13 protein-coding genes are annotated in these 17,393 nt (G+C 59.7%); 12 read left to right on the top strand and 1 reads right to left on the bottom strand.

Annotated features, from left to right (window positions below):
* Positions 1–847: 847 nt before the first annotated feature.
* From ABC336_RS09785 to asd, 11 genes are all read left to right on the top strand, one after another.
* Positions 848–2,533 carry an FAD-dependent oxidoreductase gene (locus ABC336_RS09785; RefSeq protein WP_413238491.1) on the top strand — a complete coding sequence of 562 codons (1,686 nt, stop codon included), beginning with the start codon at positions 848–850 and terminating at the stop codon, positions 2,531–2,533.
* 6 nt (positions 2,534–2,539) lie between these two features.
* Positions 2,540–2,860 (top strand): 2Fe-2S iron-sulfur cluster-binding protein, encoded by a 321-nt coding sequence (locus ABC336_RS09780; RefSeq protein ID WP_413238490.1) that lies wholly within the window; start codon positions 2,540–2,542, stop codon positions 2,858–2,860.
* Positions 2,861–2,931: 71 nt separating this feature from the next.
* On the top strand, positions 2,932–4,101 hold the full coding sequence (locus ABC336_RS09775) for an amidohydrolase (RefSeq protein ID WP_413238489.1): 1,170 nt from the start codon (positions 2,932–2,934) through the stop codon (positions 4,099–4,101).
* 29 nt (positions 4,102–4,130) lie between these two features.
* Positions 4,131–5,516, top strand: coding sequence for an adenylosuccinate lyase (purB, locus tag ABC336_RS09770; RefSeq protein ID WP_413238488.1), 1,386 nt, complete (start codon positions 4,131–4,133; stop codon positions 5,514–5,516).
* Complete coding sequence (locus tag ABC336_RS09765; RefSeq protein ID WP_413238487.1) at positions 5,513–6,541, top strand: M14 family metallopeptidase; 1,029 nt, start codon at positions 5,513–5,515, stop codon at positions 6,539–6,541. The genes purB and ABC336_RS09765 overlap by 4 nt, the downstream gene beginning before the upstream one ends.
* Positions 6,541–7,041 (top strand): GNAT family N-acetyltransferase, encoded by a 501-nt coding sequence (locus ABC336_RS09760; RefSeq protein ID WP_413238486.1) that lies wholly within the window; start codon positions 6,541–6,543, stop codon positions 7,039–7,041. The genes ABC336_RS09765 and ABC336_RS09760 overlap by 1 nt, the downstream gene beginning before the upstream one ends.
* An 11-nt stretch (positions 7,042–7,052) precedes the next feature.
* Complete coding sequence (locus tag ABC336_RS09755) at positions 7,053–7,886, top strand: NADPH-dependent oxidoreductase (protein ID WP_413238485.1); 834 nt, start codon at positions 7,053–7,055, stop codon at positions 7,884–7,886.
* Positions 7,887–7,916: 30 nt separating this feature from the next.
* A complete protein-coding gene (locus tag ABC336_RS09750) occupies positions 7,917–9,803 on the top strand; it encodes a thiamine pyrophosphate-binding protein (protein ID WP_413238484.1) in 1,887 nt (628 codons plus the stop codon).
* 515 nt (positions 9,804–10,318) lie between these two features.
* A complete protein-coding gene (locus ABC336_RS09745; protein WP_413238483.1) occupies positions 10,319–11,737 on the top strand; it encodes an NAD-dependent succinate-semialdehyde dehydrogenase in 1,419 nt (472 codons plus the stop codon).
* Entirely contained in the window at positions 11,686–12,993 is a 1,308-nt protein-coding gene (locus ABC336_RS09740; protein WP_413238482.1) for an alpha/beta fold hydrolase, read from the top strand. Before ABC336_RS09745 ends, ABC336_RS09740 begins: the two co-directional genes overlap by 52 nt.
* Positions 12,994–13,721: 728 nt before the next feature.
* The gene (asd, locus tag ABC336_RS09735; RefSeq protein WP_413238481.1) at positions 13,722–14,810 is read left to right on the top strand and encodes an aspartate-semialdehyde dehydrogenase; all 1,089 of its coding nucleotides are present in this window, start codon (positions 13,722–13,724) and stop codon (positions 14,808–14,810) included.
* A gap of 595 nt (positions 14,811–15,405) precedes the next feature.
* Here the strand turns inward: asd and ABC336_RS09730 are convergent.
* Positions 15,406–15,714: a hypothetical protein gene (locus tag ABC336_RS09730; protein ID WP_413238480.1), complete on the bottom strand. Its 309-nt coding sequence runs from the start codon at positions 15,712–15,714 to the stop codon at positions 15,406–15,408.
* A 106-nt stretch (positions 15,715–15,820) separates the two neighbouring features.
* Between ABC336_RS09730 and ABC336_RS09725 the strand changes: the two genes are divergently transcribed.
* On the top strand, positions 15,821–17,053 hold the full coding sequence (locus ABC336_RS09725; protein WP_413238479.1) for a hypothetical protein: 1,233 nt from the start codon (positions 15,821–15,823) through the stop codon (positions 17,051–17,053).
* Positions 17,054–17,393: the final 340 nt, after the last annotated feature.

Below are 17,393 nucleotides of genomic sequence, written 5' to 3'. Positions count from 1 at the left end.
GGAACAGACGGTTTGGACGCTAGGCGGGCTGTTTTCGGTGAGGATTGCTCGTTCACTCTTATGCTACTTATGATATAAATCCAACTATGGATTCCGAAAGTTTTTCGTCTGGCTCCAAACTCCGGCTCACCACCCGACAAGTGCAAAAGTGCATCTAAAAGCGCCAAAAACCTAATATTCACCTTGGCTAAGTGCAAAAGTAAAACTAACTTGCTTGAAATTGGAATAATTCGGATAATTCCCTTACATTAGATGCACTTTTCAGCTTGTTGAAAAAGCGCCGATGGGTACGGAATCGATTCTGGAGAAGCGTAGCGTTCGCCTTTGTTCCCAGATTTCCCCCCTTAAAAGGGGTCCAAAATTCAAGAAATCTGGGAACAACAGCGATCGGAAGAACGATCCGTTACCTTGAGGCTTTATTTTTCAACAGTCTGACTTTTGCATCTAGGGTCCGGGATTCGAGCCAATAGAGGGAAAACAGCTGCACTTTTGCCTTTATCAACCGTCCTGAGAGTGGGGATGAGCGACGTAGAGGAGCTGCGGCGAGGCGCAGCAAACAAACAAGTCTTCCCCAGTCGCCTTCCTGGTCTATTTCCGACAAGTTGTCGTACTGTCAAATGCAAATACTAGGCTACATTTGACATACCACTCTTTTTGGTCCTGCGAAAGTTGAGATGCGAATAAAGTTACCCGCAGTAACCAAGCATACGTTAACGAAGTACGCCTACGAAGATTGTTTCCCGTTGGGAAACTTAAGCTTATGCTTACGAAGATAGTTTTCCTTCGGAAAACTAAGCATATGCTTACGAAGTTAGTTTCCCGTTGGGAAACTTTTAGGAGGGACAACATGGAGCTGACGCGAGAACAGGTTGATGTCATCATCGTCGGCAGCGGCGGCGCCGGGCTGCGCGCTGCCCTGGCTGCCAGCGAGGAAGGCGCCAGCGTCGCCATCCTGACCAAGAGCGAGCCTCAACGGTCGGGGGGAACGCTCTCGGCGCATTATTCATTCTGCGCGGTCCTGCCGGAAGCGACGCCGGGCGACAGCCCCGAGGTGTTCGCGGACGATATCATCCGCTCCGGAGAAGGCATCTCGGACCGGGAGCTCGTGCGGATCCTCGCTGAGCAGGCGGGCGATGCCGTACAGTACGTTGCGGATCTGGGCGTATCCTTCGACAAGCAAGAGGACGACGCTTCCCTTCGGCATCTCGGCTGGCTCGCCGGGCACAGCTATGCCCGAGCCGCCCATGTCGGCAACCGTGTCGGCAGCGAGATGGTGCGGGTGCTGCTCAAGGCCATCCGCAAGCGGCAGATACCGATTCATGCCTTTACGCATGTGACGGATCTGCTGGTAGAGGACGGCCAGGCAAGGGGAGTGCTGGCGTATCATGCGCCCTCGGGCGAGGTGCGCCTCTACACGGCGCCATCGGTGATCATCGCGACGGGCGGCGGCAGCCAGGTGTATGCGCTCAACACCAATCCCTTCGAAGCGACGGGCGACGGCTACGGGCTTGCACTGCGGGCGGGCATCGAGCTGCTCGATATGGAGTTCGTGCAGCATTATCCGACCGTTCTCGTGGAGCCCGCTGGCGCAAGAGGGCTGATGTTCAACTCCGGGATCCTCATCCCCAAAGGCGCCCGGCTGCTCAACCGTCATGGCGTGGACTTCTGGGACAGCTATGAAGTCGGCGATCTCAAGCAGGCGACGCGAGACGTCATGTCTCGCGTGATGGCCCGCGAGCTGGCTGCCGGAGGCGGTACGGATGCCGGCGGCCTCTACATCAGTACGCAGGGCATGGATCCGGCCGAATTCCCGCAGATGCAGCAGCGGCTGCTGGAGGATCTGGGGATCGAGACCGATGCGGAGCTGCGGGAGGTGGCTCCTGGCGCCCATTACTTCATGGGCGGCATCCGCGTCGACAGCCGGACGCGCACCGGCGTAGCCGGCGTGTTTGCAGCTGGCGAATGCGTGGGCGGCATCCATGGCGCTAACCGCCTCGCAGGCAATGCCTTGTCGGAGAATCAGGTATTCGGCGCGATTGCGGGTCGCGAGGCGGCCCGTTATGCGCTGCAGACCCGGATAGAGGAGCCGAGCAACCGGATCGTGGAGAAGGCGCTCATGCCTGTACGGGGGCTGCTTGAGCGGGCTGGGACAGCCGGCAGCGGACTGACGCCGCTCCAGGGCTGGTCGCGGGTGCAGCAGCTCATGCAACAGCATGTCGGCGTTGTGCGGGAGCAGCAGGGATTGGAGCTGGCGGTAGCCGAGCTCGAAGGGCTGCGGGCTGAGCTGGACCAGGTCCGGGCGCGCGATGCTTCCAAAGTGTATAATAGAGATATTGCCAAAGCGCTGGAGCTCCGCAACATGGTCGATACCGGCTGGAGCGTCGCGGCAGCGGCGGCGGAGCGGCGGGAGAGCCGGGGCGCGCACGTGCGTCTGGACGCGCCTGAGCTTCGCGAGGAGTGGCAGCTGAGCGTCACGGTCCGCAAGGACGGGGAGCGGGCCGCGACAGGCAGGCTGCCGCGGCAGAAGGGGTGAGCGAGGATGACGAGAGATGCGATGGTACCGTGCAAGGTGGCGCGCAAGGCTTCGGCGGACAGCGAGCTGACCTATACAACCTATAACATACCATATCGCCCCGGCATGACAGTGCTGGACATGATGCGCTACATCGCCGACGAGCTCGATGGCAGCTTTGTGTATCATGACCACTCCTGCAAGCGGGGCTTTTGCGGCAGCTGTATGGTCAAAGTGGATGGCAAAAGCAAGCTCTCGTGCCGGACGCTGCTGGATCCCGAGGGGATCCGGCTGGAGCCGGCGCTCAAGACAGAGAGAGACTATTGGCAAGTGAGTGACTACAAGTAAAATGTTCAAAAAGTTTGGTGTTTGGCACTGAACGATGGGAACAACCTTTTACAACAGACAGGAGGTCCATCATGACTTTATCATCCCTATTGCGGGAGCAGAGCGCTGCCCTGCAGGAGCGATTGGTGTCGATGCGCAGAGAGCTTCACCGTCATCCCGAGCTTTCGGGGGAAGAGCACGAGACGACAGCGCGGATCCGGACCTGGCTTACCGCGACCGGTATTCCGCTGCGAGAATTGAACTTGCCGACAGGCGTCCTGGCGGAGATCCAGGGCAACCAGCCCGGACCGACGATCCTGCTGCGGGCCGATATCGACGCGTTGCCCGTCCGGGAAGAGACGGGCTTGCCTTTTGCCTCCGAGATCCCCGGGCGCATGCATGCGTGCGGTCATGATTTCCATACGTCATCCATGATCGGTGCGGCCGCTCTGCTCCAGCAGCAGGCCGACCAGCTTCACGGCAATGTGAGGATCTTGTTCCAGCCGGCTGAAGAGACGGCTTCGGGAGCCCGAACAGTCATCGATGCGGGAGCGCTCGAAGGCGTAGCGGCGGTCTTCGGCATGCACAACAAGCCAGAGCTGCCGGTCGGGACGGTGGGCCTCAAGACCGGTCCGCTCATGGCGTCGGTTGACCGGTTCATCATCCGGATCAAGGGGATCGGCGGTCATGCCGGCATCCCGGAAGCGACGATAGATCCGGTCGTTGTCAGCAGCGCCATCGTCAGCGCCCTGCAGACTCTGGTGAGCCGCAATACCAGTCCGCATCATGCGGCGGTCGTCAGCGTCTGCCGGCTCCAGGTCGGCTCGTCGTGGAACGTCATCCCCGAGAGCGGCGAGATGGAGGGGACCGTGCGGACGTTTCAGCGGGAAGCCAGAGCGAATCTGCCCGAGCAGATGAGGCGGGTGGTGGAGAATGTGGCTGCCGGCTTCGGCGCCGAGGCGGAGCTGGAGTGGATCGGCATGCTGCCGGCTGTTGACAATGATGCTGCGGCCATCGCGCTGGCGGGAGAGGTGGCGCGGTCGCAGCAGCTGCAGGTAGTGGAGGCTGTGCCGACGATGGGCGGCGAAGACTTCGCGCTTTATCAGGAGCTGGTGCCGGGCGCGTTCCTGTGGATGGGGACGGGCGGTACCGAGCAGTGGCATCACCCCAAGTTCACACTCAATGAAGAGGCTCTCGCCATCAGCGCGGCGTTGTTCGCCGGGATTGCCGTCGAGGCGCTGAAGGCTTACGGAGATCGATAAGATTGCTTTACAACTAGGAGGATCAGCTTATGCCGTCACATGTAATCGATATGATCTTGACACGCAACAACTTTGGTACCGAAGAGATGCGGTCCGTCTGGTCCGACGAGAACCGGCTGCAAAAGCATCTGGACGTCGAGGCGGCGCTCGCGCTGGCCGAGGGCGAGCTCGGCCTGATCCCGGCCGCTTCGGCGGAAGCGATCGCGGCCAGCGCTAAGGGCGGATCGATCAATATGGAGGAGGTTGCGGCCGAGGCTGCGGTGCTGAAGCACTCCTTTATGTCGACGCTCAAGGCGCTCCAGCGTCTGTGCGGCGAAGAGCACGGCGAGTGGGTGCACTACGGGGCGACGACGCAGGATATCGTCGATACAGGGATGATGCTGCAGTTGAAGGAAGCGCATCAGATCATCGTCCGCGATGCCCGGGGCGTCGCACGGGAACTGGCGCATCTGGCACGCGAATACCGCTTGACGCCGATGGCAGGGCGCTCCCACGGCATGCAGGGCTTGCCGACGACCTTCGGCTTCAAGATCGCCGTCGTGCTCGATGAGTTTGTCCGTCATCTGGACCGGCTGGGCGAGGCAGAGTCCCGCGTCTTCACCGGCGTACTGGGCGGCGGTGTCGGCACCTATGCTTCCTTCGGCCCGCAAGGCCCGGAGGTGGAGCGGCTGACGATGGACAAGCTGGGACTGCAGACGGCCAATATCTGCTGGCACTCCTCCCGGGACCGCTCGGCGGAGTATGCCGGGCTGCTCGGCCTGATCAGCGGCACGCTGGCCAAGCTCGGCAATGAGCTCTACAATCTGATGCGCACCGAGATCGACGAGGTCGAAGAGCCGTTCACGGCGGGGAAGATCGGCTCTTCGACGATGCCGCACAAACGCAACCCGGCGGCGCTCGAAGGCATGGTCTCGCTTACCAAGCCGGTCCGCTACAATGTGGCGCTGGTGCAGGAGTCGATGATCGTCGAGCATGAGCGCGACGCGATGTCGTGGCGCGGGGAATGGATCGCGCTGCCCGAGAGCTGCATCTACGTAGCGGCCCAGCTGGCGCTGGCCAAGAACATCCTGTCCGGCCTGATCGTCAAACCGGACCATATGCTGGCCAACCTCAACAAGCTCGGCGGACTGCTGCTCTCCGAGCGGGTCATGTTCGTGCTCGGCAAGTCGATGGGCAAGCAGACCGCTCACGAGCTGGTCTACGAGCATTGCATGCGGAGCGCCGAGGAGAACATCCCGTTCCGCGACATCCTGATGGCGGACAGCCGCGTCCAGGCGGTCATGAGCCGGGAGCAGCTGGAGGATCTGCTGGATCCGACCACTTATCTGGGCTCGGCCGGGGAGACGGTGGACCGGGTACTCGCAGCTGCTGAGCGTTCGGGCTGGCTGACAGAAGAAGGGAGCGACGCCTCATGAGCCGGACGATCGAGTGGGGCGGCATCATCGCCGAAGCCGGACAGCGGATAACGGGCGAGATCACGGTTGCCCAGCTGTCTCATGGCGGCCCGGTCCGTATGCCGGTGCTGATCGTCAATGGCGCCGAAGCCGGACCTTGCCTTTGGCTCAATGGCGCCGTTCACGGCGATGAGATCAACGGACCGATGGCGATCCGCAACCTGATGCACCGGCTGGATCCGGCACAGCTTAAGGGTGCGGTCATCGCCACCCCGATCTCCAATCCGCTCGCGCTGCAGGCACGGCAGAAAAACACGCCGCAGGACGGCCTGGATCTGGACATGCAGTTCCCCGGCAGCCCGGTTGGTACGATCTCGCAGCGGATGGCGGATGTGTTGTTCCAGGGCATCAAGCTGCATGCTACGCATCTGATTGATTTTCATACGTTGGGCTCGTACTTCGATGCCCTGCCCTATACGGTATTCAAACGGATCCCCGCAGCAGAGGCGAGCGTAAGCGACGAGGCCGAGACGCTGGCTCGTGTATTCGACGGCTCTGCCCACTGCCGGGTTGACCTGGGTGGTGCGGTTAGCGAGCTGCCGGGCAATGTCGCCGGCTTCCTCGATGTCCAGTGTCTGGTGCACGGCATCCCAGCCTTTATGGCGGAGATCGGAACAGGCGGCGTGCTGGAGCCGGAGATGGTCGAGTTTGGCGAGCGCGGCATCGAGGCCATTCTGTCTCATCTGGGCATGATGGACCGTACTGTACCGCCAGCCAAAGGGCTGCCGGAACGCAAACCGACTGTAACGGGACGCCGCTTCCTGTATGCGGATCACGGCGGACTGGCGATCGATATGGCCCCGAGCGGCAGCTTCCTGGAGCCGGGCGAGAGGCTGTGCCGGATCGTCGACATGTTCGGTACGGTGCAGGACGTCCGGGCGGAGCAGCCGATGTATGTCATCGCGACGCGCCGCAACCCGCCGGTCGATACCGGCGATCGGATTGCCTTTGTAGGCACCGTCTGGTCGGAAGGAGGAGAAGGGTAATGGCTGAGTTTAGACTGGCGACGCTGGCGGACGGTCCGCAGCTGCTGGATCTGTCTTTGCGCGCATATGAGCCGATCCGCCAGCTGGGCATTCATTTTGCCGCCGCTACCGCCGATCTGGCGCTGGTGGAGAAGAACCTCACCAACAACATGTGTCTTGTGATGGAGGAAGAGGGACGGATCGTCTCCACGATCTCGGTACGGATGCCATGGGGACCCCAGCCTGGACCGTATGGCGTGCCTCACCTGTGGTGGTTTGCCAGTGATCCGGATGCGACCAGGAAGGGCATCGGCCGCGAGATGATCACCTGGTGCGAGGAGACGATGCTGCGCGATACGCTGAAGACGCCGGCCGTTTCGCTCGGTACGGCAGACAAGCATCCATGGCTGATCGAGATGTACGCGCGCCGCGGCTACGAGATCCAGGGCTCCAAGGACCTGGGACGCGGACACATAACCATCTTTATGAAAAAAATACTCATCCCCGAGTTCAGAGCTTAGGAGGCTTCCCGATGGACCGTTACACGATTGATGCCTTACCTGTCTTCGAATCGCTGCGCAATCCCGTCATCGACCAGATGGTCACCCACTCCTCCGTTCGGTCGTTCGATCCGGAACGGGCGCTGCCCGAGGGCATCGTAGAGACGATGGTGACAGCCGCGCAGAGCGCCTCGACCTCCTCGAACTTCCAGTCGTGGAGCGTCATTGTTGTTCGCGATGCCGAGCGCAAGGCGCAGCTGCAGGAGCTGTGCGACAACCAGGCTTTCATCGGCCAGGCGCCGCTGTTCCTCGTATTCTGCGCGGATACGTACCGGCACCAGCATGTGACCCGCAAGCAGGGATATGACTTCGGTTCCAACTATCTGGAGCTGCTGCTCGTCTCGATGATGGATAGCGCCCTGGCGGTGCAAAATGCGTCGTTGGCCGCCGAGAGCGTTGGCTTGGGCTGCTGTATGGTCGGCGCGATCCGCAACCGGGCCCGTGAGGTCGCCGAGCTGCTGGAGCTGCCGCCGGGCGTATTTGCGACGGTCGGTCTGGCGGTTGGTCATCCGGCCAAGCCGCGCGGGGCAGTTCGGCCTCGCCTGCCGCAAGCGATCATAGCGCATGAAGAGAAATACTCGCTGGAGCAGCTGGAGGAAGGCCTCGCCGCCTACGATGAGCGGATGGCGGGTACAGGCGCTTATGAAGGCCGCCGCGTTCGTATCGAGGGCGTCACGCCGGACCCTGAGCAGGACACTGAATACTACAGCTGGCTGGAGCACACGGCGCGGCGGATGGCGCGGGGCAACGAGTTCCGCCGCGATCTGGCGCCGTTCCTCAAAGAGCATGGCTTTGTATTAGAGTAGAGTTTAGGAGAGAGAGAGGAGCGAGCAAGCATGACGACTTGGAGCCGGGATCTGCTGTTTCAACTGCTGCGCCACTATGACGTGCCTTTTGTGTTCGGCAATCCGGGGACCTCGGAGCTGCCCTTCATCGACGGCGTGCCCAAGCATGAAGGGTTCGAATATATCACTGCGCTTCACGAAGCCAATGCCGTAGGTATGGCGATGGGCTATGCCCGGCAATCGGGCAAGCCTGCGGTCGTCATCCTGCATGTCGCGCCTGGACTCGCTAACGGCATGGGCAATATCTACAACGCCTACCGGGCGGGGATCCCGCTGATCGTCATCGCGGGGCAGCATCATACCCGGCTGCTGCTGGACGAGCCGATCCTGGCTGGCGATCATGTCGGCCAGGTAAGGAGTATGACCAAGTGGGCGCATGAGGTGCGCCACGCCGAGGAATGGCCGCAGGCGCTCGTCCGTGCCTTCAAGGTCGCGATGACGCCGCCGCATGGCCCGGTGTTTCTCTCCGTGCCTTACGACATCTCGATGGCCGAAGCCGCTGTCGATACACTGCCAAAGCCGCTGCAGGTATCTTCGCGGTTTGCCGCGGATCCTGCGGCGCTGCGGGCGATTGCCGAGCGGCTGCTGACTGCCGGGCGGCCGCTGATCATCGCCGGCGACGGCGTCGGTGATGCGCACGCCAATCTGGCGCTGCAGCGGCTTGCAGAGCTGACGGGCATCGGCGTGCTGTCCGAGGGGATGCCGACGCGCCAGAGCTTCGACAATCGCCACCCGCACTACCTTGGCACGCTGCCGATGAACGGACCGGCGATCCGCCGGACTTACAGCAGCTACGACACGATCTTCTTCGTCGGTGTCAGCGTCCAGGCGCCGCTGGCGCTCTACGACGGAGGCGGCAGCCTGGTCGGGCCGGACACGACGGTGCTGTATCTGCATGACGATCCGTGGGAGATCGGCAAGAATCATGTCGCAGGCATCGGCGCCTGGGGCGATATCCGGGTCAGCCTGGAGGCGCTGGCCGCTGAGATTGCTGGCGGTGTGGCGGCACAGTCTGCCGATGTTGCAGGCGAGCGCGAGGCTGGGCCGGCGGACGGAGAAGCGGATCGGTTGTCAGGCTTGTCAGGCCTGGCTGGTGGATCAGAGACGAAGAACAATGACACGGCTAGTGGAGGTGCGGCTTCGGGCAGGGAGCAGACAAAAGGACAGGAGCCCGGGATCCCGCGTGAAAGCGAGATCTCGGACGTGAAGCGATCCGCATCTGCGGCGGCGCTGCAGACGCGGATCGCCGAGCGGACTGCCGCCGTGCAGTTGCAGTCGCAGTCGCGGCGGGAGCAGCTGGCCGCCGTACGCGAGGGCGACCGCAGCAAGGGCGTGCTGACGCCGGCGCTGATCGCCGAGGCGCTAGACCGTGCGCTGCCGGATGATGGGCGCTTCGTCATCGTCAACGAAGCGGTCTCCAACGCGCTGCCGTTCACGGACCACATCACGATGTGGGAGCCCAATCACTATACCGCGGGCAAGGGCGGCGGCCTCGGCCACGGCACCTCCCAGGCGGTCGGCGCAGCGCTGGCCGAGCCGGACCGCGCGGTCGTCAGCGTGGTTGGCGACGGCACCTTCCTGTATTACCCGCAGATTCTTTATAGCGCGGTCGTTACCAAGGCGCGGGTGCTGTTCCTGGTCGTCAACAACCGGGCGTATCACGTCCTGAAGACCGGCCTGCAGGCGATGGGCTCGCCGCTGGGCGGGGCGCATCTGCCGTCGCTGGACCTGGATGGCCCGGCCGATCTGGTGCAGATGTCGCAGTCGTTCGGCGTCTCCGCCGAGCGTGTCGCTTCACTGGCCGATCTGGACGCGGCGATCCGCCGCGGCTTGGATGCGAAAGGACCGTACCTGCTCGATGTGCATGTGACGAACTGAACCTGGTAATTTGTTTTTTTATGTTGCCGGAGCGCCAACCTGAGATTTTTTGCGCTGTCGGCGACCAATAGTGCTAGAGATTAGTGCTGCAGCGGACGAATTGGTGAATTTGCTGGCTGTAGATCTAAAAAGTAGCATTGCAGCGCCCAAATGAGCGAGTCTGCTGGCTGTAGATCTAAAAAGTAGCATTGCAGAGCCCAAATGGGCGAGTCTGCTGGCTGTAGATCTAAAAAGTAGCATTGCAGCAGCGAAGTCGGCGCTCCCGACAGCTCTAGATCTAAAAAGTAGCATTGCAGCGCCCAAACGGACGAGTCTGCTGGCTGTAGATCTAAAAGTTAGCACTGCAGCAGCCATTTCGGCGCTCCCGACAGCTGTAGATCTAAAAAGTAGCACTGCAGCAGACGCCTTTTCTGTAAACGCGAATCGAATGCTAACCAATCCAGTTTTCCTATAGAAAACTCAACATAAGCTTATAAAGTGAGTTTTCCTGCGGAAAACTTATAGGAGGATGGACAATGGATACGAATCTGTATATCAACGGCGAGTGGGTTGGCGCTGAGAAACGACAGCCGGTCGAGAACCCGGCAACACTTGAGGTTGTAGGCAGTATCGCGTATGCCGGCGCAGCAGAGGCGACGGCGGCTGTCGATGCGGCCTATGCGGCTGGTCCGGCTTGGCGCCGCAAGACGGCGAGCGAACGGGCAGCGCTGCTGCTGCGCTGGCACCAGTTGATCGAGCAGCACAAAGAAGAGGTGGGCCGCATCATGACCTTGGAGCAGGGCAAGCCTCTGCCCGAAGCCATCGGCGAGATGACGTATGCAGGCAGCTTTCTCACTTGGTTCGCCGAGGAGGGCAAGCGCGTCTATGGCCAATCGGTTCCCGCTTCCGCGCCGGACAAACGCATCCTCGTCACCAAGCAGCCGGTCGGTGTCGTGGCCGCTATCACGCCGTGGAATTTCCCGGCGGCGATGCTCACGCGCAAGGTGGCACCGGCATTGGCGGCAGGTTGTACAGTAGTCGTCAAGCCATCCGAGTTCACGCCGCTTACGGCTTACAAGCTGGTCGAGCTGGCGCATGAAGCGGGTATCCCGGCTGGTGTCCTGAATGTCATCGCCGGTGATGCGGCAGCTATCGGCGAGACGTGGATGGCGGATCCGCGTGTCAGCAAGCTGTCCTTTACCGGCTCGACCCGCGTCGGCAAGCTGCTGTACCGGCAAGCGGCCGATACGGTGAAGAAGCTGTCGCTGGAGCTGGGCGGCCACGCTCCGTATATCGTGACGGCAAACGCTGATCTGGCACAGGCGGCCAGAGACCTGATGGCTCCGAAGTTCCGCAATGCAGGCCAGACCTGTATTTGCCCGAACCGCGTCTATGTGCACGAGTCGGTACATGAGGCGTTCGTGGCCGAGCTGACACAGGCGATGTCTACCATCAAGGTCGGCAACGGCCTGGAGGAAGGTTCGACGGTCGGCCCGCTTATCAACAAGGCTGCGGTAGAGAAAATGAATCGGCATGTGGGCGACGCAGTGGAACATGGCGCGACTGTAGCGGCACGAGTACAAGCGCCGGAAGGCCCGGGCTACTTCGTCGAACCGGCCGTCCTGACCGGAGTCACGGACGAGATGCTGTGTATGCGCGAAGAGACGTTCGGCCCGCTGCTGCCGGTGACGACGTACCAGACGACGGAAGAAGTGCTCCGCAGAGCCAACGATTCCCGCTATGGCCTCTCGGCCTATGTCTTCACGCAGGACTTGAAGGAAGCGTTCGAGATCTCCGAAGGGTTGGAGTACGGCATCGTGGGCCTCAATGACGGCCTGCCAGCGACTGCCCAGGCGCCGTTTGGCGGCATGAAGGAGAGCGGTCTCGGACGTGAGGGCGGCCATTGGGGCATCGAGGAGTTCCTGGAAGTAAAATACGTGTCGCTGAAGCTATAATCTCATGGAAATGCAGTCGTCCCGGCCTCAGCCAGGGCGGCTTTTTTCGTCTCATCCTGCGAGCGAATTCTGCGCCAGTAGCGGCAAAAAGTGCCGCTGCCGCTCGCGGCCTAGCGCGTGCCGCGCCAGTAGCGGCAGAAAGTGCCGCTGCCGCTCGCGGCCGAGCGCGTGCCGCGCCAGTAGCGGCAGAAAGTGCCCCTGCCGCTCGCGGCCTAGCGCGTATCGCGCCAGTAGCGGCAAAAAGTCCCCCTGCCGCCCGCGGCCTAGCGCGTGCCGCGCCAGTAGCGGCAGAAAGTGCCGCTGCCGCTCGCGGCCGAGCGCGCGCCGCGCCAGTAGCGGCAGAAAGTGCCGCTGCCGCTCGCGGCCGAGCGCGTATCGCGCCAGTAGCGGCAGAAAGTGCCGCTGCCGCTCGCGGCCGAGCGCGTGCCGCACCAGTAGCGGCAGAAAGTGCCGCTGCCGCTCGCGGCCTAGCGCGTATCGCGCCAGTAGCGGCAAAAAGTGCCGCTGCCGCTCGCAGCCTAGCGCGTATCGCGCCAGTAGCGGCAGAAAGTGCCGCTGCCGCTCGCGGCCGAGCGCGTGCCGTGCCAGTAGCGGCAGAAAGTGCCGCTGCCGCCCGCGGCCTAGCGCGTGCCGCGCCAGTAGCGGCAAAAAGTGCCGCTGCCGCTCGCGGCCTAGCGCGTGCCGCACCAGTAGCGGCAAAAAGTGCCGCTGCCGCTCGCGGCCGAGCGCGTGCCGCGCCAGTAGCGGCAGAAAGTGCCGCTGCCGCTCGCGGCCGAGCGCGTGCCGCGCCAGTAGCGGCAGAAAGTGCCGCTGCCGCCCGCGGCCGAGCGCATGCCGCACCAGTAGCGGCAGAAAGTGCCGCTGCCGCCCGCGGCCTAGCGCGTGCCGCGCCAGTAGCGGCAAAAAGTGCCGCTGCCGCTCGCGGCCGAGCGCGTGCCGCGCCAGTAGCGGCAGAAAGTGCCGCTCGCGGCCTCCGCCCCGCATTTCCGCCTCAGCTTCCGACTTTGACAGCCGGGCCTCATGCTCTGATTACAGGAGTCGAGCCATATCTGCTGCGGACGGCAGAGATCACTGTCCCCTCGCTGTTCATCCACGGCACATTGGACCCGATCATCCCCTATGTCCATGGCGAGCATCTGGTGAAGACGATTACTGGCGCCCGTCTGTTGAGATTGGAAGGCGCGGGGCATGAGCTCCACACCTCGGATTGGGATGCGATTGTAGAGGCGATTACAGAACATACCGCCTGGAGCTAACCCGCTTGCCTCAGCTTGGGGCCTTGGGGATTTGAAATTTAATTGAAAATCTGCTATTATAGACCCAACATGCAAACGCAATGACGGGACGAGTAGACAGGCACACGCATGATCAGAGAGCTCCGGTAGCTGAGAAGGAGTATGGCGCGCCTGATTGAACAAAGACCCCGAGCGGCACATTGGAATCCGCAGCAGGCGGAGGATGGTGTGACAGGAGCTCCTGTTACAGAGCTAGAGTATACGCTGCGCTTGGCGAGGCCGTACTTGAAGAGGCGGATATGGCAACATATCGGCGAATCCGGGTGGTACCGCGAGGAATCTAATCTCGTCCCTGAGACAGTTGTCTTAGGGATGGGATTTTTTATTTTGTCATCAGGCAAGGGACTTGGGCTGCAGGGTGTAGAGCATGATCGTTCCCGGGCATACGGTACATCAAGCGGAGCAACAAGTAGAGGGAGCCAGAAATAAACGAACAACGAGGAGTGGAGAGGAGGGGGAGGCTGGAGAAAAGCCTATGCTTCCGAAGTCGCTTTCTTGCAGAAAGCGTTAAAATGTTCGCCTTTGTCCCCAGATTTCTACCGCTTGCGCGGTAAAATAATCAAGAAATCTGGGGACAACAGCGATCGTAAGCCCCCTCTCCTCGGAGCTACCATAGTAACGTTATTTCAGGTCCGATCTACCAGGGTAAGAGAGCAGCAGGCGATTACAGGAAAGGATGGGAGAGCAAAATGACAGCAAAATTGAAAGCAGGCATCGTCGGAGGTACAGGAATGGTAGGGCAGCGGTTCGTCCAGCTGCTGGATGGGCATCCGTGGTTTGAAGTAACCGCCATCGCGGCCAGCCGCAATTCGGCGGGCAAAACGTATGAACAATCGGTACAGGGCCGCTGGAAGCTCGACACCCCGATCCCTGATGCCGTGAAAGGGATTGTCGTTCAGGATGCTGCGGAAGTGGAAGCCGTAGCGGGCGGCGTGGACTTTATTCTTTGTGCGGTAGATATGAAGAAGGATGAGATCAAGGCGCTGGAGGAGGCCTATGCCAAAACCGGTACGCCGGTCGTCTCCAACAATTCGGCGCACCGCTGGACGGCAGATGTGCCGATGGTGATCCCGGAGATCAACCCGGGCCATCTGGACATCATCGAGTCGCAGCGCAAGCGGCTGGGGACGTCCACCGGCTTCATCGCCGTCAAGCCGAACTGCTCGATCCAGAGCTATGTGCCGGCGCTGCATGCCTTGCAGGAGTTCAAGCCGACCACCGTCGTCGCATCGACGTACCAGGCCATCTCCGGCGCAGGCAAGAACTTCACCGACTGGCCGGAGATGCTCGACAACGTCATCCCGTACATCGGCGGCGAAGAGGAGAAAAGCGAGCAGGAGCCGCTGCGCATCTGGGGCAGCATCGACGGCGGCCAGATCGTCAAGGCGAGCTCGCCGCAGATTACGACCCAGTGTATCCGGGTGCCGGTAACAGACGGCCATCTGGCGACCGTATTCGTGAATTTCGAGAACAAGCCGTCCAAGGAAGAGATCCTGGATCGCTGGAAGTCGTACCGCGGGCGTCCGCAGGAGCTGGGACTGCCTAGCGCGCCCAAGCAGTTCATCACCTACTTTGAGGAAGAGAATCGTCCGCAGACCAAGCTGGACCGTGATATCGAGGGCGGCATGGGCGTCTCGGCAGGCCGCCTGCGCGAAGATTCGCTCTATGACTTCAAGTTCGTCGGTCTTTCGCACAACACGTTGCGCGGCGCTGCCGGCGGCGCGGTGCTGATCGCTGAGCTGCTGAAGGCGGAAGGATATATCACAGCCAAGAAGTAATCATAATGCAAAAAAAGCGGGTAGCCCAATGGGCGGCCACTGAAAAAGTTCTTACTCAATCGAAGAAGGTACTGCAACCGAAATAATAAGGGAGCAGTACCTTTTTTGTTTGTAAAATAAGGGTAACGCGAAAAATTGTGTATGTGCCAAGGCGTGGTCGCTGTGGGAAGAGAGGGCTTCCGATCGCTGTTGTCCCCAGATTTCTTGTTCATACCGCTTCAGCGGATGAAATCCGAGCGCTCCGCTTCTCCAGACCTCCCTTTTCCCCTCCGCTCCTGTACCGTTGGATACCCTTGCAACAAAACATATCTCGAATCTAGGCCTCGAAAGGATGGAAGCCTATTGTTCCAGAATCAACCTTCGTTTTCATTCAGCCCGTGCGCGTCAACAACTCATTGAAGCAACAGAAACCAAGCTGGCCATCGCTCACACCGAAGATAACAGAGCCTCTAAAGGTGTTGAAAGAATGCGTCGATGATGACGTAGACGGTTGAAAAAGGACTGCCCGCAAATGGACAGTCCTCATTTGGTCTACAGCATAGGCTTTTCTGTACGCAGCAGTAAGTATCTCGCCCTTAATTGAACCAACTAGTAATTACTCTATTCTTCCCTTATACCCTTCGGGATAGATACTAGTTAATACATTTTCATGATTATAACTAATAGTATAATTTTCACCTACCTCTATATCGCTCCATATTTCATATTTATCAACTGTGATATTTAGAGTTTCTCCACTTTGGTTATTTAATGTTATTACATAATTGTCATTTTCATTACTCTTATCTACTACTCTAATAAATTCTGTCATAGAAGATTGATTGTTTTGGTTCATTAAAAGTGCAATTGCTATTAGTATAATAACACTTACTAATACAATTAGTGTATACATTCTTTTTTTCACAATAAGCCCCCTAACTGTTAATATCTACCTCGGTGAATGCCGAGAGGCTACCGACTACCAAGCCTTCGTTCTCCAGCAATTACATGCCCACTATGGCAGCGGTGTCGTGCTCATTTCCAAGGACTGGCACCTGGCCGTGAAGCTTTGGATGACCGATTTGTCTGCCCTGACGACGTTGCTTCGGGATGACTCGCTTCGCGGTCCCCAGCCTCGAGATCCGGCGGCTCTTTTTCGATCCTATCTACTTCTCCTCATGACCAACCCGACCATGGGACTCACGGAATGGATTCATGAAATGCGGCGAACGCCGATCTATGCGGTGCTCAGTGGCTTTGAACCCAGCGATCTCCCGGGCGTTGGCACCTTCTACGACTTTTTCAAGCGTCTTTGGCCAAGGGCACGTAAGCATTTTAAACCGAAGCGGTTACCTAAGCGCAAGAGTAAAACCAAGAAAGGCAAGAAAGGTGAAAAAGCACCGATGACCAAACCAAACCGCGTGGGGCGCTTGGTCCAGTGGATGATGCGCCATGCCGATCATTCGACCACCTTGCCTGGGGATCGGTTGTTTCAGTTCTTCCAGGATCACATCCTGCGTGTGTCGGCAAGCTTAGGCTTGCTCGGGGATTGTTCGGCTCTCCGTGTGGCCGGTGATGGGACCCCGGTCGTCACGGCCGCGTATCCCCGAAGCAAACCGACTTGCCAGTGTCGTGCCCGCGGTATAGCTGATTGCAACCATCCTCGTCTTTACTCCCAGCCCGATTGCGACTCCGGCTGGGACAGCGCCAGAGAAACCTACTTTAGCGGCTACCACCTGTACATGATCTCTGCGGCGGACAGCAAATACGATTTGCCTCTGTATCCCAGACTACATCCTGCCTCGCGGCACGATGCGGTTAGCCTGGTCCTCAGCACGGTTGAATTGCAGCAACGATTCACCTTGGGCACGGTCAATGCGATGTTGCTTGATGCCGCTCATGATGCAGAAGTGATTTATTCGCTGCTTCACCACCAGCGCATCGAGCCCTTCATCGATCTCAACAACCGGAGCAAGACGAACACGGCGACCACGAGCGACATCCAGATTTCACCGACCGGCATTCCGATCTGCCCCAAGGGCAAGGAGATGAAACCTAACGGGTTCGACAATCCCAGAACCGTCGCAAGTGGCGGTGTTCCCCAGCCTGTGGCTGCTCGGATGCCGCCTATGGCCGAACGTACCATACGCATAGCAGCGACAATCTGCGGCTCTTCCCCAAGACGCCTCGAGACTCGGAGAAGTGGAAGCAGACCTACAAACGACGCACCTCCATCGAACGCTCCAACAAGCGTGAAAAGGTAGACTACAAGCTCGAATCCGGGCGGCATCGCTCCTCCCTGATGTGGTATATCCGCCTCTATGGCATTATGACTTGCCAGCATGCGGACGCTTGGTATGTGAGCCAAAAGAAGGAATGGGATCAATTAAAGTGCGTCATTTGCCCTTCTATCGCTTAAATTTTTAAAATTACCATTCGCAAATTAGCGACGTCTACTCTTTTCTGAAAATGGCTTTCATCTTCCGCTTTTTCCAGATGTACAAGCCCTTCAACTTAGTTTTCGCCCCTTCAGACCGACTTTAATTCCGAGAGACTATTTAAAATTCAAAAAAGAAAAGATATAAGGGGTATTTAGGTCATGAG

This window comes from Paenibacillus jepli (genome assembly GCF_047238105.1).
In the GTDB taxonomy this organism is placed as follows: Bacteria; Bacillota; Bacilli; order Paenibacillales; family Paenibacillaceae; genus Paenibacillus_D.
This window is presented reverse-complemented; position numbering and strand designations above follow the sequence as displayed.

Bases quoted from the DNA above. Each gene is read 5' to 3' on its own strand.
- ABC336_RS09785 (WP_413238491.1), top strand. From the start codon at position 848: ATGGAGCTGACGCGAGAACAGGTTGATGTCATCATCGTCGGCAGCGGC.
- ABC336_RS09780 (WP_413238490.1), top strand. From the start codon at position 2,540: ATGACGAGAGATGCGATGGTACCGTGCAAGGTGGCGCGCAAGGCTTCG.
- ABC336_RS09775 (WP_413238489.1), top strand. From the start codon at position 2,932: ATGACTTTATCATCCCTATTGCGGGAGCAGAGCGCTGCCCTGCAGGAG.
- purB (WP_413238488.1), top strand. From the start codon at position 4,131: ATGCCGTCACATGTAATCGATATGATCTTGACACGCAACAACTTTGGT.
- ABC336_RS09765 (WP_413238487.1), top strand. From the start codon at position 5,513: ATGAGCCGGACGATCGAGTGGGGCGGCATCATCGCCGAAGCCGGACAG.
- ABC336_RS09760 (WP_413238486.1), top strand. From the start codon at position 6,541: ATGGCTGAGTTTAGACTGGCGACGCTGGCGGACGGTCCGCAGCTGCTG.
- ABC336_RS09755 (WP_413238485.1), top strand. From the start codon at position 7,053: ATGGACCGTTACACGATTGATGCCTTACCTGTCTTCGAATCGCTGCGC.
- ABC336_RS09750 (WP_413238484.1), top strand. From the start codon at position 7,917: ATGACGACTTGGAGCCGGGATCTGCTGTTTCAACTGCTGCGCCACTAT.
- ABC336_RS09745 (WP_413238483.1), top strand. From the start codon at position 10,319: ATGGATACGAATCTGTATATCAACGGCGAGTGGGTTGGCGCTGAGAAA.
- asd (WP_413238481.1), top strand. From the start codon at position 13,722: ATGACAGCAAAATTGAAAGCAGGCATCGTCGGAGGTACAGGAATGGTA.